Genomic DNA, 14,609 nt, shown 5'->3' with positions numbered 1-14,609 from the left:
GATCACTTGATCGTCGCCGGCTGCAGCGACGCGGTCAGATCGACCTGGCCATCTTCCTTCAGCGCGGTGACATGCGCCTCGGACACCTGCACCTTGAACTGGCGGCGCACGTCGTCGAGCCACGCGGTCCACGCGGGAAACGACGCGTTCTTCAGCTGGATCTGCACCGCATTGCCGATCACCTGCACCTGCGTCGCGTTCAGTCCGTGGTCGGAAAGCGACGTGGTCAGCGCGTCCTTGAGCGCGCCGCCGGTCGGCGCGACGCCTTGCACGCTTCCGGCCAGCGCGCGCGCCTCGTTTGCCTGAGCCGTCATTTGCGCGAGCTGCCGCTGCAAGCCCGGCAGCGATTCGAGCAGCCGCGAGCGGCCGTCCTGCGCGGGCGACCACAACACCGACCACGCAACGACGATAGCCAGCACCACCGAGCCCCACGTCAGCAGCGCCTTTTCGCGCGCGTTGCGCGCGCCCCAGAAGCCGGCCCATGCCTCGAGCAGTTGTTCTTTCATTGTCCGCTCCTGATGGTCCACTTGCCCGTATTGCTATCGATTGCGCCGTTCAGCCCGTTGCGCGCAAGGCGCTGAGCGAAGTCGGCATCGACCTTCACCTGAGGCTTGAACGTCACGTCGAGGCGGTGGTTCTGATAATCGAGCGCGGCAAGTCCGTTGACCGGCAACGGTCCGAGCGAGCGGGCGAGCCCGTCCGCGAGCGACAGGAAGTCTTCCGGCGACAATTCGCCGGCCGCGACGCGCAACTGCTGCAATTGCCGCGTCATCTGGCCCGGCGCGTCGAGTACCACGGTCGTCTTCGGGAACGCGTTGAGCAGCGCCTCGGTCATCTGCGCGTTGATCGCATCGCGCTGTCGCGCGAGGACCAGCCACTGCACGTTGGCACCGATGATCGCGACCAGCGCAGCAGCGGCGACGAGCGCGATCGGCGCGCGCATGCGGCGCAGCGTCGCGCGGTCCAGACGCCACGGCTGCGACGTGAATTCGAACTGGCATAGATCGAAGCGGCATTCGAGCGCGCGCTGCGCGAGCGTCTCGAACGTCAGCGGATGCGCAGTCGTCCGATGCGCAACGCTATCGATAGCGCGCTGCATCGGCGCGTCGATTGCCGAAGTCGACATCCCATGCGGCTCGCTGCCGGGCACGCCGGTCAGTGCATACAGCGTGAGCGGCGTGTCGCCGGCCAGTGCGGCGAGCGTCGCGCCGACCGCGTCCGCAGGCACTGCAAAGCCTTCGCCGATGCGCCCGCGCGCGATCGCGAGCTCGACGCGCGGCGCCGGCGCGTCCTGCGGCACGTCGCCGAGCAGCACAGCGGGCGAGGACTGGATGGCTTCGCCCAGCAATGCGGCAACGATCGGTTCGCGCGACGGGGCGGTCGCATCGGCCGTTGGGTCGGTGCCGCCGGCGGCAGCGGAAGCGCCAGAGGCGGTACTCGAACCAGCTTCGGAAGCGGGCGCTGCAGCCGCCACGCTCGCTTCGGCATGCGCATCCGACATCGCCTCGGCAAGCGCATCGTCGGCCGCCACGGCCGACAGCGGCCGCGGCAAGCACGCCGTCACGGGCACCGCGCGCAGATTGCGGTGTCCGGCGCCGACAAACGCCTCGTGAATAAAGCGGAACCACCCGCGATCGACGATCGCCAGCAGACGCCGCCCATCGGCAAGCGGCTGCGCATCGATCGCGATATGGCAGGTCTGCGGATCCTGGATCAGCTGATCCTCGACGACGTTCGGCAGCGCCTGGCGCAGTCGCGGACCTTTCAGCGCGGGCACGGCGGCCGGCATCATCAGCAGGTCTCGCGCGGCGACCATCAGCACCGTCGACGACGCGCGCGGCAAAAGCGCAAGCGAAGCGTCGCCGGCGCGCATCGTGCGGCCCGACTTGTCGATGAGCAGAAACGGCATGTCCGGCAGTTGCCATTCCTGCGACGGCACCGCCGGATCACGCGGCGGCAGTAGAACGATCAGCGTGCTCAAGGCCCACTCTCTTTGGGAAAAGCGTTATTCATAATTGGTCCCGCTCCCGTACGATACGCGTCGTATGAGTCAGCGCGTCGCGATAGACGAGCGTCGTGCGATCGACTTCGGCGCGTTCGTGCTGCACGCGCCCGTGCACGACGAAGTAGCTCGAATTCACGTCCATCTGGCCCGGGTCGAACACGCCGGCCGGCACACCCGCTGCACTGAGCGCGAGCTGCACATCGGCGACGTTGTGAAAAAACACCGTCTCGCGGCGCGCGACGAGCGCCTGTGCGCTCGACACGTTCATGCCCGGCACGATCGCCGCGATCACTTCCGCAGGCGCGGTATTCATGTTGATCGCGGTCACCGTCGGCAGAACCGTGACGAACGGACGCAAGCGCTCGACCGTCTCGCGCGTGAAGCCCGGTACGTCGAGCAGCGAGTCGATGCTCGTCATTTGCAGCGGCGCGACCGACGGGTTGGAGTCGGAATCCGACAGTCCCGGCTTATCGGTGTACTCGCCGCCGGCGGCGCCCCCCGCGACGACCGGCGAACTGGCGGCACCCGGCACGCCGGTCGGATTCGTCGCGTTGATCGACTGGAAACGCGTCGCGGAATGTGCGAGGCTCGCGCGCATCTGCAGCGCGACATTTTTCGCGAGCTGGCTGTTCAACCCGAGCGTGGACAGCAACCGTTGAAACACTTCGATCTGCTGCAGGTTCAGCTGCAGCATGCCGGGCGTCGCGTTCGATACGAGATTGCGCAGGTTGAACTTCGCCTGCGCATCTTCGATCGAGCCGGAGAGAAACGTGTCCGAGCCTTCCGAACCGTGCGCGTCGCCGATCTGCCCGAGAAAATCGGACAGGCGCGTCTTTGCGATCGGCACGCCCCAGATGCCGCCCAGATACGTAATGCCGGCCGACGTATCGGCTTCCGAGCGCAGAATGAGCCGCGTCCAGTCGAGCGCGCCGCGGCCGACCCATTGCGCCTGCGCAAGCAGTCGCTGATTCTCGATGCGCCGCACCTGCACCTGCTGCCGCCACAAAATGCCCGACACGAGAATCGCCGACAGCGCGACGACGAGCAACGCGCTGATAATCGCGACGCCCGTTTCGCGCGACCGCGCTCGCGACTCGATGCGCGAAGCGATGCGCAATTTATCTCGCGGTTGCTGTCGCGGTTGCGGTTTCGGACATGCGCGGCACGCGCGCGGCAGGCGGTTCACGGCCTTCACTCCCCGACGAGGAACACCCGCGTCACCGGGCGTTTCAACGCCGCCGCGCCGATGCTGACCTCGAGCCCGGTCACCGCGCGCGGAATCGGCGCGTTGCCGAGTTGCGGCACTTTCAGGTTGTTCACGTTCTCGGTCATCGCGGATTGCACGTCCTTCATTTCGGTCGTCCAGCCGGCCTTCGTCACATAGATACGCGCGGTAATCATGCCGACGCCGCCCATCAGCGGCACGGCGCCCCAGTTGGCGTTCTCGTCGCCCGACATCGCGCGCCGCACTTCGCCGAGGTTTTTCAGCGGCGGCGATGCGTAGCGCGTGATGCGTCCCGCGGACACGCGATACCGGACGACCTGCAGCCGCGGCGGCGAACCCGGCTCATACAGCTCGCGCACGATCTGCAGCCCGCTCGATGCCACCGACACCGACGGCTGGCCGACTTCGTCCTCGGTGGCCGCCTCGCGCGCGTCGATGCGCATCTGGTCGAACAGTTGCGCGAATACGCGCTCGTCCTCCATCGCGTTCGTGACCGTCTGCCGGCCACGGATGATCTGATCGAGGCCGCGCCACGACAGCACGGCGATCACCGCGAGAATCGCGATCGCGACGAGCAGCTCGATCAGCGTGAAACCGCGCGCCGTGCCGCCGGCCACGCCGCGTTCAAAGCGGCCGGTTCGTTTCATTCGGGACCACCGTCACCATCTGCGCGAGCACGCCGGACCGCCCCGGCATCGTCACCACGATCTCGACGCGCCGGAACACCGGATTCGGCGTTGTCGAGACGTTCTCCGTGCAGATCAGCTGCAGGTTGCCCTGCGAACAATCGAAACTTTGCGAACCGATTTCGGGCCACGAGTGCGTGAGCCGCAACTGCGCCAGCGTGTTGTCCGCGCTCCAGCCGGCCAGCAGCCGGCGATGCAGATCCGCTTCGCCGGTCGCGAGCGCGCCGACCGCGCGCAGCGAGGCGGCCAGCGCGACCGCGATGATCGCGAGCGCGACGAGCACCTCGATCATCGTGAAGCCGCGGCTGCCGCAACGGCGAGGCCTGCCGGGACTGCTGCGATGGCGGAAATGCGTGCGCCGCATCGTCAACGCACCTCATACCGGCCGTTTCCGGTACCGACGATCGTCGCGCTGCCGACGCCCGAATGGAGCGTCACCGTGACCGGCGTGTCGATGCTCTCGGTGCCGAACACGAGGCGGTCGCCCTGTTTGTCCGAGCCCGGGTAATTGATCGATACGCCGGTTACGCCGCCTTCCCAGTTGCGTGGGCCGAGCAGATCGTCGCGCAGCGTCCGCCAGCCGTCTTCGGTATGGATATCGAAACGGAAGCCGTTTTCGAGCGGCATCCACGCGATCGGCCGCGCACGCACCTGCGCTTCGTCGCCGGCCGATTCGAACAGCAGCGCAAGACGCTGCGCTTCCTCGTTCAGATCGGTGCGCGGATTACGCGACAACGACAGCGACGCGAGCGAAACCAGCAAGCCCGCGATGACGAGCACGACCATCATCTCGAGCAGCGTGAAGCCGCGCTGCCGCCGAAACGGGCCGTCGGGCCTCACGCGGGTCCGGCTCGTGAGAGGCGCGCGCGCGCCGCGCGAAGCAGCGCGACGCGCGAAAGCCGGGCAGGGAAGTGAACGCATGGCGCGCGATGAAACCCGACTACCGAACCATGAAAGATTTCGCGTCCGTCACTGCCACGAACCGACATCGGCATCGTTGCCTTCGCCGCCGGCTTTGCCGTCCGCGCCATAGCTGAATACGTCGATTTCGCCGTGCACGCCGGGGTTCAGATACTGGTACTGATTGCCCCACGGATCGTTCGGCAGGCGTTCGAGATAGCCGCCGTCCTTCCAGTTGTTCGGCACGGGGTCGGTGGTCGGCTTTTCGACGAGCGAGCGCAACCCCTGCTCCTGGGTCGGATAGCGACCGTTGTCGAGGCGATAGAGCTTCATCGCCTGCATGATTGTGCCGATGTCCTGCTTCGCGGCAACCCGGCGAGCCTCGTCGGGCCGGCTCATGATCTTCGGCACGATCAGCGCGGCGAGAATGCCGAGAATCGCGATCACGACCATGATTTCGATCAGCGTGAACCCCCGTTGACGACGGGCGCGGGCACCCACGATTTCCGTGCGGCGATTCGTCCACATTTGCATAGCTTGCTACCTCATTCCAATTGATTGTTCGCTGTTGCTCCGGCCAGGCGGGACTCGCCCGGACCGGGGCGTATCTTGCGCCTTTCGGCGTGAACGGCGCATTTTCCGCAGTCCCTTTCAGCACACTTTCCGGTGATGCGGCCGGTCATTCTAAAGGGATGCCGTTGCGGCGCTTCGATACATCGCAACTTTCACATTTATCCGTACAATGTCGCGCATGACAGCCCTCCAAGTTCGCCTCATTTCGCTCCTGTGCTTCGCCGTGTTCTGCGCGACGGCAACCTATTGGGTCGTCACGCTGACGTCACATCGCGGTCCCAGCGTGCCCGCCGCCGCGGCGCGCGTGCCGGTGTCGGTCGATCAGGCGGCAACGCTGTTCGGCGGTCAGCTCACGCGCACCGTCAATCAGGACGTGCGCCTTTACGGCATCCTCGCGCTGCGCGACGGCGCCGCCGCGATCGTCAGCGTGGGCGGCGAACCGCCGCATGCCGTGTCGCTCGGCAACGCGATCATGGAAGGCGCGAAACTCTCCCAAGTGCGCGCGCGCTCGATCATCATCGATCGCAACGGCTCGCATTCGGAAGTGTTCCTGCCGGCGAACGCACCGGGGCCCACCATCTACGTACGCTGAACCCGCGCCGCTGAATCTCCACTGCCGCATCGCATCGATTTTTCGCCGACGCAGCTCATCGCCTCGCGCTTACTGCACGAGGTTGTTCAGTTCGATGATCGGCATCATCACCGCGAGCACGATCACGAGCACGACGCCACCCATGGCGAGAATCAGCAGCGGTTCGAGCAGACTCGTCAGGAACATCGTGCGGCGTTCGAGTTCGCGCGATTCGCCTTCCGACGCGCGATCGAGCATCGTCGTCACGTCGCCGGTCGCTTCGCCTGAACGGATCAGGTGCACGAGCACCGCCGGAAACGTCTTCGTATTGCCGAGCGCGCGCGACAGCGACGTACCTTCGCGCACACGCACGATCGCATCGTCGATATTCAAGCGCATCGCGCGGTTGCTCAGCGTTTCGCCGGCTGCCTGCAAGGCGCGCAGAATCGGCACGCCAGCCGCGGTCAGAATGCCGAGCGTGCTCGCGAAACGCACCGTGTTGTAGCCGCGCACGAGCTTGCCGAACAATGGCGCGGTCAGCAGCCACCGGTCGAATGCGAGGCGCGGTCCAGGCTGCTTCAGAATCGCCCGCACGACGTACACGATCACCACCACGGCGATCAGCATCGCCCACCAGTAGCTTCGAACGAATCCGGACAGCGCCATCATCAGGATCGTCAGAAACGGCAATTGCTGTTTCGTGCTGGCGAATACGTTGACGACTTGCGGCACCACGTAGCTGAGCAGGAACGTGACGATGCCGAACGCAATGATCGTGACGATCGTCGGATACGTAAACGCGAGCACGATCTTCTGCTTCAGTGCGTTGCGCTGCTCGATGTAATCGGCGAGGCGCGACAGCACGAGCCCGAGTTTGCCCGTATGCTCGCCGGCCGCGACCAGCGCGCGATAGATGTCGGGGAAGTCTTTCGGATGCTGCGACAACGCGTTGGCGAGCGAATGGCCGCCGAGCACTTCGGCGCGAATCGCAGCCATCAGTTCGCGGATATAGTCGCGCTCCGATTGCTCGGTCAGCACTGCAAGCGCTTCGTCGAGCGGCAAACCGGCGATCAGCAGGCTTGCGAGCTGACGCGTCAGAATCGCCTGCTCGCGCTGCGAGAGCTTGCGGCCCAGCGACAGGCGCTGGCTGCGTTCGCCGCGCGTGCGCGTCGCGGCCGGTTCGACGACGAGCGGCGTCAGTCCCTGTGTGCGCAATTGCGTGCGTGCGCCGCGCGCGCTGTCCGCATCGAGGACGCCTTTTTGCGCCTTGCCTGCGGCGTCGATCGCTTCGAACCGGAATGCAGGCATTCGATCAGGCTCCGCCCGTTACGCGAATCACTTCTTCGAGCGACGTGAGGCCGGTCGCAAGCCAGCGATCGCCGTCTTCGCGCAGCGTGCGCATACCCTGCTTGCGGCCGGCTTCGAGAATTTCGGCGTCGGCGGCGTTGCGGTGGATCAGCGTGCGGATCGATTCGTCGACCAGTAGCAACTCGTAGACGCCGCGCCGTCCCGCATAACCCGAGTGTCCGCATTTGTCGCAGCCGACCGGATGCCATTGTTTATGGCCGTCTTCTTCGCGCTCTTCCTTGCACACGGGGCACAGGCGCCGTACGAGACGCTGCGCGAGCACGCCGAGCAGCGACGACGCCAGAAGATACGGCTCGACGCCCATATCGGTCAGACGCGTGACCGCCGAAGCGGCATCGTTCGTGTGCAGCGTCGCGAGCACGAGGTGGCCCGTCAGCGATGCCTGCACCGCGATCTGCGCGGTTTCGAGGTCGCGGATTTCGCCGATCATGATCACGTCCGGATCCTGACGCAGAATCGAGCGCAACGCACGCGCGAACGTCATGCCGATGCGCTCGTTGACCTGCGTCTGGCCGATGCCCGACAGATCGTATTCGATCGGGTCCTCGACGGTCATGATGTTGGTCGTGGCCGTCTCGAGGCGCGACATCGATGCGTAAAGCGTCGTCGTTTTACCGGAGCCCGTCGGACCCGTGACGAGCACGATGCCGTGCGGCCGCGAAATCAGCTTGTCGAACTGCCCGAGCGTGTCCTGCGCCATGCCGAGCGCTTCGAGATTCAGACGCGCCGCGTCCTTTTCAAGCAGACGCAGCACGGCGCGCTCGCCGTGACCGGTCGGCAGCGTCGACACGCGCACGTCGACCGGACGGCCGCCCACGCGCAGCGTGATGCGTCCGTCCTGCGGCAGACGCTTCTCGGCGATGTCGAGTTGCGCCATGATCTTGATCCGCGAAATCAGCGCGCCGTGCAGCGCTTTCTTCGGCCGCACGACATCGCGCAGCGTGCCGTCGACGCGAAAGCGCACGACCGATGCATTCTCGAACGGCTCGATATGAATATCGGAAGCCTGCTCGCGCGCCGCCTGCGTGAGCAGCGCGTTGATCATGCGGATGATCGGCGCATCGTCTTCGGACTCGAGCAGGTCTTCGACTTCCGGGATGTCCTGCATCAGCCGCGACAGATCGACTTCGCCTTCCACTTCGCCGACCACCTGCGCCGCGCTGCCGTCTTGGCGCGCATAGGCCGTGTTGATCGCCTGCGCAAGCTCATCGGCCGGCATCCGCACAACGGACAGTACGCCGAAATTTCGCGCGACTTCAGCCAACGCCGCATCACTCGTGCGGTCGCTGATCCACACTTCGAGCGAGTCCGGATGCTGATGCGCAATGAGAATCTGGCCGCTTCGCGCGAACCCATACGGCACGAGCCGTGCTGCGAGCGCCGACGGTCCCTCGCGGTTGCCGGCCGGCGCTCCGGCCGACAACTCCTTCGCATCGCGCGCGCCGTCCGCGCCGATCGGCGCGTGCGATGCGGCCATCGGCTGCGTACTCACGGATGCGCTCCCGGAGACTGAATGCCTTGTCCCGTGCCGATCGCCGGCGGGGGCGCCGCCGGAATCATCGCTGGAGCCGGAGCAGGCGTAGCGGTCGCGGGCTCGGGAACCCAGGCGGGAACCGGCGTCGGCTCCGGCGCCGCGGCAGGCGCCTGAGCCGGAGCCGGAATCCGTGCAGGCGCCGGAGCGGGAACCGCAGCCGGCGGCGGCGCCATCTGCTGACGCCGCATCTTGTCGAGATCGAACAGGTTCAGTGCCGAACCGCCCTCGCTCGGGCCGACCGGCATCGGCGGCACCACCGGGTCATCCTTATCCCTCATGATGTTGTTGTCCGACTTGTACGCGCCCTGCAAATTCTGAATGTAGTCATAGCGATTCGCCGACACGGCCTGCGTCGTCGCGGCATCGCTGAGGATCACAGGCCGCAGGAACACCATCAGGTTCGTCTTCTCGCGCGTCTTCTGTTCCGAGCGGAACAGCTGGCCGATCCACGGAATATCGCCGAGCAACGGCACCTTGCTGTTCTGAACCTGGTAGTTGTCCTGCATCAAACCGCCGAGCACGATGATCTCGCCGTTGTCGCAAAGCACCGTCGACTGCACCGATCGCTTGGTGAATTCGGGACCTGCCGGGTTGGTCGCCGCGTTGTTCGTGCCGGTCACGATTGCCGAGTCTTCCGTGTAAAGCTGCAGCTTCAGAATGCCGCCGTCGGTGATCTGCGGCTTCACGTGCAACGTCAAGCCGACGTCGACGCGGTCGAACGTGTTGAATGCGTTGGCCGTGTTGCCGCTCGTCAAATTCGAGAACGAACCCGTCGTGATCGGCACGTTCGTGCCGACGACGATCTTTGCTTCCTCGTTGTCCAGTGTAATCAGGTTAGGCGTGGACAGCACGTTCGCATCGGACGTCTGCGACAGCGCCTGCAGCAGCGCGCCGAGCCCCTGCACGCCGAAGATATTGTGGATCCAGCCGACGTTCAGGCCCTGTTGAAGCCCGCCCGTGTTGGCGATCGCTCCCGCGAGACCAGGCGGCGTTCCGGTCGCGGCCGCGGCCGTCAGATTGATGATGCTGTTGGACTGGCCTGTCTGAAGGTTCGTGCCGGCAAAAACCGAGTTGTTCGCGACCTGCCATTGAATGCCGAGATTACCGCTCGTATTCGAATTCAACTCGACGATCAGCGCCTCGATGTAAACCTGCGCGCGGCGCGCGTCGAGTTGCGAAATCACCGCGCGCAGATTGCGGTAGACAGGGTCCGATGCGGTGATGATCAGCGAATTCGTCGCGGAATCGGCCTGGATCATGCCGCCTGGCTGATTGTCGTCCTGATCCTTGTCGCTGCTGAGAAACGGCGAACTGCTGCCCGCGCCGCTGCCATACGAACCGCCGCCGAACGAACTGCCGCCGCCGAGCGAGGACGAACCGCCGAACGAACTCGACGAACCGCCCGGCAACGGCGGCGTGCCCGACGTGCCGGTCGAGCTGTTGCCGAATCCGCCTGCGCCCTGATTCTGACTGAACGAGTTCGCGCCGCCGCCGCCGGCACCCCCGCTTGACGAGCTATCGCCGCCGCCTTTACCGAGCATGCCGCGCAAGGTCTTCGCGAGTTTTACCGCATCGGCATTGCGCAGTTGCACGACGTGCATGTTGCCGGGTTCGGCGGTCGGCGCATCGAGTTCTCTCGCGAGCGTCTTCGCGGCGTTCAGGCGCGCGACATTCGATGCGCGCAGCAACAGCGAATTGGTGCGCGGGTCGGCGGACACCGACACTTTCAGCGTCGCGTCGGTACTGCCGATCGCACCGGGATCGAGCGCCTTCGTGAGCTGCTGCGCGACGTCGAGCGCATTCGCGTTTCTAAGCGGCACGACGACCACCTGCTGACCGGCCGCCGTATCGACGCCCGCGATGATTTGCGCGAGACGGCGGATGTTATCCGCGTAGTCGGTCACGACCAGCGTGTTATTGGCCGGATACGCGGCGATCGTGTTGTTCGGCGAGATCAGCGGCCGCAGGATCGGCAGCAGATTATTCGCCGACTCGTTTCTGAGCTGGAAGACCTGCGTAACGACCTGGTCGCCGCGCGCGGACGGTACATTGCCGACGTAAGTCGGCACGCCTTGCAGTTTCGCGTCGGCCTCCGGTACGACTTTCAGCACCCCATGATCCTGCACCAGCGAAAAGCCCTGCATCCGCAAGGCGGCCTGCAACGTTTTGAGCGCCTGGTCTTCCGGTACGGGGTTTTCGGACACCAGATTCAGCTGCCCTTTGACACGCGGATCAACAATGATGGTTTTGCCCGTCGCGGCGCCAATGGCCTTGGCCACCTGATCGATGTCGGCATTGACGAAGTTGAGCGTGACCTGCGCATACGCGACTTGCGCGGCAAGAAGGCCAGCCAGTACCAGCGCCGTTGCCGAGCGACGCAACACAAAACGGTTTCTTCTCATGGATCTGATATGGATGCCGGCGTTTTACGCCGACTGTTCGCAGCGAATACCGCGGTAAGACATCGCCCCCGTCATCGACTGGCACACTCGTTGGGTCTCGATCGCCATACGGGCGCCAGCGGTCCGGTATTCGGAAAAGCAGCAACAGTACCAGCTTTTCGTGTCGGAAATGTCACAAAACCAGGTGACTGCCTGAGTTCTCACTGACGGTCTGCGGCTCCGTAAGGTGTTGAAAGCATTCGATCTTGTTGCGTGCGCAATGACACACGGACGCCACGATTCGCGCGGTATATGTCGGCCCGGCAACATTGACGCGCGATCGTCTGCCGGTATGATACGGGCGGTTCGAGACGACGAAGACGCCTGGCTAGAGCGGGTTTTCCCCGATGGTGTGCTCAATTGCACAGGTCGGCCACGCCGCCCAGGCATTTTTTGTGAGCATGCGCACCGTCTTTATTTTTTATTTTTGATTTGCTTAGTCATCTTGATGGTCGTTGCCGGACCTTTAATTCCGACGGCGGCTGTTCTGCTTCCATTTACCGTTAAAGCCCGATGAAGCCGATCTTTTTGACCGTTACCGCCGCCTTGACCGCGCTTCTTGCGGCGGGCACCGCGCGGGCGGACTGCTTCGACGAGGCAGCCCAGTACCAGAAAGTCAATCCGCTGATTCTGCGGGCCATCGCATGGCAGGAATCGCATAACCGGCCCGACGCGCTGCATAAGAATGCGAACGGCTCGACCGACTACGGCGTGATGCAGATCAATTCCGTGCATCTGCCCGCGCTTGCTCAATACGGCATCTCGAGCGGCACGCTGATGGAGCCGTGCAAGAACGTCTATATCGCCGCATGGCATCTGCGCCAGAAAATGAACAAGTACGGCAATACGTGGCAGGCGGTCGGCGCCTACCATTCGGAAACGCCGGCGCTGCGCGACAAGTACGCGCAGCAGATCGTCGCGATCCTGCAAAAGTGGAAGCTGATGCCGGCTACGAAGTGACGGCGCCACGGCGCGCCGTTCGATGTTGCCGGCGTGCTCCCGCAAATCCGCTTCGTCCGTTCCCCGCGCCACGCGCGACGGATTCCCGCCATTTGATGCACAATGCGGCTTCACGCCGCGCGCCGGCCGCCCGCCTTTCGTATCGACGGAATCTGCCGCATCTGCCGCACTTGCCGCATCTGTCCGCCCCGTCGGGCGCTGCGTCCGCGACGCCTTGCAAACACCGGTAAAACGCTCCGGCCCGTCCCGGCCTGCCGCATACTGCGTTTTTCCGCTCACGTTTCCGGTACCGCAATGAACCAGCCGCCACTGCCCGTCACCGTGCTCTCCGGTTTTCTGGGCGCCGGCAAGACGACGCTCCTCAATCACATCCTCGCGAACCGGGCAGGACTTCGTGTCGCCGTTATCGTCAACGACCTCGCCGCCGTCAATATCGACGCCGCGCTGGTGCGCGATGCCGCCGAACTTTCGCATGTCGAAGAGCAGCTCGTGGAAATGTCGAACGGCTGCATCTGCTGCACGCTGCGCGACGATCTGCTGGCGGAGATCCGGCGCCTTGCCGCCGAAAATCGATTCGATGCAATCCTGATCGAATCGACCGGCGTCGCCGAGCCGATGCCGATCGCCGAAACCTTCACCTTCGTCGATGACGACGGCGCGTCGCTTGCCGACATCGCGCGGCTCGACACGATGGTGACCGTCGTCGATGCCTTCAATTTCCTACGCGACTACGCGTGCGCAGACGGTCTTGCCGAGCGCGGCATCGCCGCATCGGAACAAGACGACCGTACGCTCGTCGAACTGCTGATCGACCAGATCGAATTCTGCGACGTGCTCGTCGTGAACAAGGCCGATCTTGTCAGTGCCGATGAGCTGGCGAAGCTGCAACGCATCCTCGCGCAGATCAACCCGCGCGCGGTGCAAATCGTGAGCCGCTTCGGCGCCGTGCCGTTATCCGAACTCCTCGACACGAAACGCTTCGATTTCGACAGCGCGTCGAATGCGCCAGGCTGGCTCGCGTCGCTGCATCACGACCACGAGCATGCACATACCGGCGAAGCCGACCAGTACGGCATCGGCCATTTCGTTTATCGCGCGCGGCGGCCGTTTCATCCCGAACGTCTATGGGCGCTGATGCACGAAGAGTGGCAAGGAATCCTGCGTACCAAGGGATTTTTCTGGCTCGCGACGCGCAACGACATGGGCGGCATGCTGTCGCAAGCGGGCGGCGCGTGCCGGCACGGGCCGGCCGGCATGTGGTGGGCAGCGCAGGATCGCAGCGAATGGCCGGAGGGCGATGACGAGCTGATGGCTGAAATCACCGCGGACTGGTACGGCGATCTGGACGACGCGACGATCGGCGATCGCCGCCAGGAACTCGTGATGATCGGTGTCGACATCGATCGCGCGCACTGGCAGGCGAAGTTCGACGCTTGCTTGCTGACCGACGACGAATACGCGCTCGGCCCGGACGGCTGGCTGCAGTTCGTGGATCCGTTTCCTTCCTGGGACGCGAATTTCGAAGACGACGAAACGCACGATCATGATCACGACCATGCGCACGACGACAGTCACGACCATCGCGAAGGTCAGATCGTGCATCGTCATTGAGCAATGCGATAAACACGCGGACGAAAAAAACCCGCCTCACGGCGGGTGCCAACAAATGCAGCGAAGCTAAAAAAGAAATTCGCTCAACGCTTGTTGACTGCGTCCTTGAATGCCTTACCGGCCGTGAACTTGACCGTCTTGGCGGCCGGAATCTTGATGGTTTCGCCGGTCTTCGGGTTGCGGCCCGTACGTGCTGCGCGCTTGCCCGAACCGAAGCTGCCAAAGCCGATCAACTGAACTGAGTCACCCTTCGACACTGCCTTCTTGATTACTTCGAGGAGCGTGTCCAGCGTTTCGCCGGTTTGAGCCTTGCTGGCGCCCGTCTGCCCTGCGACGGCGTCGATCAGTTCCTGTTTGTTCATTAAGGTTCCTTTCTGGTTTAGGTTGACACGAACAGCGCGAACGCGCCGATTATACGTGCGCGCGCCGCGCCGTCGAGCAGCGACGACTTGGGAATTCCCCGACCTAAGCAGCGCGCTGCCGCACTGCATCGAACGCCGTGCTGCCGCTTCCCTCGCGGCGCTTGCTATGATAGCTCAGCGCAAACCCAATCTGGACAAGGGTTTCGAAGAATTACATCGCGCTGCGCCTGATCCAGCATGGAAATCGGCAATTTGCGCTCCTTTAGCGTCGGATTCGCGTCCCGGACGGGGTTTCGGGGCGTTTCAGCGTTGGTTTTTGCCAACGTTTTGCGCGCGCACGGGAGCGGCTTTGCGCGTGCAACGGCACTTCGAG

14 protein-coding genes are annotated in these 14,609 nt (G+C 64.4%); 3 read left to right on the top strand and 11 right to left on the bottom strand.

What is annotated here, in order from left to right; genetic code table 11:
- Positions 1–2: 2 nt before the first annotated feature.
- The 7 genes from BTO02_RS00740 to gspG all read right to left on the bottom strand — a co-directional run bounded on the left by BTO02_RS00740 (position 3) and on the right by gspG (position 5,350).
- Positions 3–506 (bottom strand): type II secretion system protein M, encoded by a 504-nt coding sequence (locus tag BTO02_RS00740; protein WP_075155390.1) that lies wholly within the window; start codon positions 504–506, stop codon positions 3–5.
- Positions 503–1,981 carry a type II secretion system protein GspL gene (gspL, locus tag BTO02_RS00735; RefSeq protein WP_075155389.1) on the bottom strand — a complete coding sequence of 493 codons (1,479 nt, stop codon included), beginning with the start codon at positions 1,979–1,981 and terminating at the stop codon, positions 503–505. Before gspL ends, BTO02_RS00740 begins: the two co-directional genes overlap by 4 nt.
- Positions 1,982–2,009: 28 nt before the next feature.
- A complete protein-coding gene (gene gspK / locus BTO02_RS00730; protein WP_083615189.1) occupies positions 2,010–3,122 on the bottom strand; it encodes a type II secretion system minor pseudopilin GspK in 1,113 nt (370 codons plus the stop codon).
- Positions 3,123–3,196: 74 nt separating this feature from the next.
- Positions 3,197–3,877, bottom strand: a complete 681-nt coding sequence (locus BTO02_RS00725; protein WP_075155388.1) for a PulJ/GspJ family protein — start codon at positions 3,875–3,877, stop codon at positions 3,197–3,199.
- Positions 3,855–4,280: a type II secretion system minor pseudopilin GspI gene (gspI, locus tag BTO02_RS00720; RefSeq protein WP_075155387.1), complete on the bottom strand. Its 426-nt coding sequence runs from the start codon at positions 4,278–4,280 to the stop codon at positions 3,855–3,857. The genes BTO02_RS00725 and gspI overlap by 23 nt, the downstream gene beginning before the upstream one ends.
- Before the next feature lie 2 nt (positions 4,281–4,282).
- Positions 4,283–4,837: a GspH/FimT family pseudopilin gene (locus BTO02_RS00715; RefSeq protein ID WP_075155386.1), complete on the bottom strand. Its 555-nt coding sequence runs from the start codon at positions 4,835–4,837 to the stop codon at positions 4,283–4,285.
- A 48-nt stretch (positions 4,838–4,885) separates the two neighbouring features.
- Positions 4,886–5,350, bottom strand: coding sequence for a type II secretion system major pseudopilin GspG (gspG, locus tag BTO02_RS00710; protein ID WP_075155385.1), 465 nt, complete (start codon positions 5,348–5,350; stop codon positions 4,886–4,888).
- Positions 5,351–5,567: 217 nt separating this feature from the next.
- On the opposite strand from gspG, the gene BTO02_RS00705 reads away from it, so the two are divergent.
- The gene (locus BTO02_RS00705) at positions 5,568–5,981 is read left to right on the top strand and encodes a type II secretion system protein N (RefSeq protein ID WP_075158493.1); all 414 of its coding nucleotides are present in this window, start codon (positions 5,568–5,570) and stop codon (positions 5,979–5,981) included.
- Positions 5,982–6,050: 69 nt separating this feature from the next.
- Here BTO02_RS00705 and gspF read toward each other — a convergent pair whose 3' ends face one another.
- From gspF to gspD, 3 genes are read right to left on the bottom strand one after another with little or no spacing between them, the layout of a single operon-like run.
- Positions 6,051–7,268, bottom strand: a complete 1,218-nt coding sequence (gspF, locus tag BTO02_RS00700) for a type II secretion system inner membrane protein GspF (protein WP_075155384.1) — start codon at positions 7,266–7,268, stop codon at positions 6,051–6,053.
- 4 nt (positions 7,269–7,272) lie between these two features.
- Positions 7,273–8,805, bottom strand: coding sequence for a type II secretion system ATPase GspE (gspE, locus tag BTO02_RS00695; RefSeq protein ID WP_075155383.1), 1,533 nt, complete (start codon positions 8,803–8,805; stop codon positions 7,273–7,275).
- A gap of 11 nt (positions 8,806–8,816) precedes the next feature.
- A complete protein-coding gene (gspD, locus tag BTO02_RS00690) occupies positions 8,817–11,264 on the bottom strand; it encodes a type II secretion system secretin GspD (RefSeq protein ID WP_075155382.1) in 2,448 nt (815 codons plus the stop codon).
- Positions 11,265–11,816: 552 nt separating this feature from the next.
- On the opposite strand from gspD, the gene BTO02_RS00685 reads away from it, so the two are divergent.
- On the top strand, positions 11,817–12,263 hold the full coding sequence (locus BTO02_RS00685) for a lytic transglycosylase domain-containing protein (RefSeq protein ID WP_075155381.1): 447 nt from the start codon (positions 11,817–11,819) through the stop codon (positions 12,261–12,263).
- 294 nt (positions 12,264–12,557) lie between these two features.
- On the top strand, positions 12,558–13,874 hold the full coding sequence (locus tag BTO02_RS00680) for a GTP-binding protein (RefSeq protein WP_075155380.1): 1,317 nt from the start codon (positions 12,558–12,560) through the stop codon (positions 13,872–13,874).
- Positions 13,875–13,957: 83 nt separating this feature from the next.
- Here the strand turns inward: BTO02_RS00680 and BTO02_RS00675 are convergent, their stop codons facing one another.
- Positions 13,958–14,236 (bottom strand): HU family DNA-binding protein, encoded by a 279-nt coding sequence (locus BTO02_RS00675; protein ID WP_018441348.1) that lies wholly within the window; start codon positions 14,234–14,236, stop codon positions 13,958–13,960.
- Positions 14,237–14,609: the final 373 nt, after the last annotated feature.

Origin of the sequence: Paraburkholderia sp. SOS3 (assembly GCF_001922345.1) — a bacterium.
In the GTDB taxonomy this organism is placed as follows: domain Bacteria; phylum Pseudomonadota; class Gammaproteobacteria; order Burkholderiales; family Burkholderiaceae; genus Paraburkholderia.
The sequence above is the reverse complement of the archived record's forward strand: the minus strand, read 5'-3'. Positions and strand labels throughout refer to the sequence as shown.

What these genes read in the sequence shown, in the direction of transcription:
- BTO02_RS00740 (WP_075155390.1), bottom strand. Translation starts at nt 506, where the DNA reads ATGAAAGAACAACTGCTCGAGGCATGGGCCGGCTTCTGGGGCGCGCGC.
- BTO02_RS00725 (WP_075155388.1), bottom strand. Translation starts at nt 3,877, where the DNA reads ATGAAACGAACCGGCCGCTTTGAACGCGGCGTGGCCGGCGGCACGGCG.
- gspI (WP_075155387.1), bottom strand. Translation starts at nt 4,280, where the DNA reads ATGCGGCGCACGCATTTCCGCCATCGCAGCAGTCCCGGCAGGCCTCGC.
- BTO02_RS00715 (WP_075155386.1), bottom strand. Translation starts at nt 4,837, where the DNA reads ATGCGTTCACTTCCCTGCCCGGCTTTCGCGCGTCGCGCTGCTTCGCGC.
- gspG (WP_075155385.1), bottom strand. Translation starts at nt 5,350, where the DNA reads ATGCAAATGTGGACGAATCGCCGCACGGAAATCGTGGGTGCCCGCGCC.
- BTO02_RS00705 (WP_075158493.1), top strand. Translation starts at nt 5,568, where the DNA reads ATGACAGCCCTCCAAGTTCGCCTCATTTCGCTCCTGTGCTTCGCCGTG.
- gspF (WP_075155384.1), bottom strand. Translation starts at nt 7,268, where the DNA reads ATGCCTGCATTCCGGTTCGAAGCGATCGACGCCGCAGGCAAGGCGCAA.
- gspE (WP_075155383.1), bottom strand. Translation starts at nt 8,805, where the DNA reads ATGGCCGCATCGCACGCGCCGATCGGCGCGGACGGCGCGCGCGATGCG.
- gspD (WP_075155382.1), bottom strand. Translation starts at nt 11,264, where the DNA reads ATGAGAAGAAACCGTTTTGTGTTGCGTCGCTCGGCAACGGCGCTGGTA.
- BTO02_RS00685 (WP_075155381.1), top strand. Translation starts at nt 11,817, where the DNA reads ATGAAGCCGATCTTTTTGACCGTTACCGCCGCCTTGACCGCGCTTCTT.
- BTO02_RS00680 (WP_075155380.1), top strand. Translation starts at nt 12,558, where the DNA reads ATGAACCAGCCGCCACTGCCCGTCACCGTGCTCTCCGGTTTTCTGGGC.
- BTO02_RS00675 (WP_018441348.1), bottom strand. Translation starts at nt 14,236, where the DNA reads ATGAACAAACAGGAACTGATCGACGCCGTCGCAGGGCAGACGGGCGCC.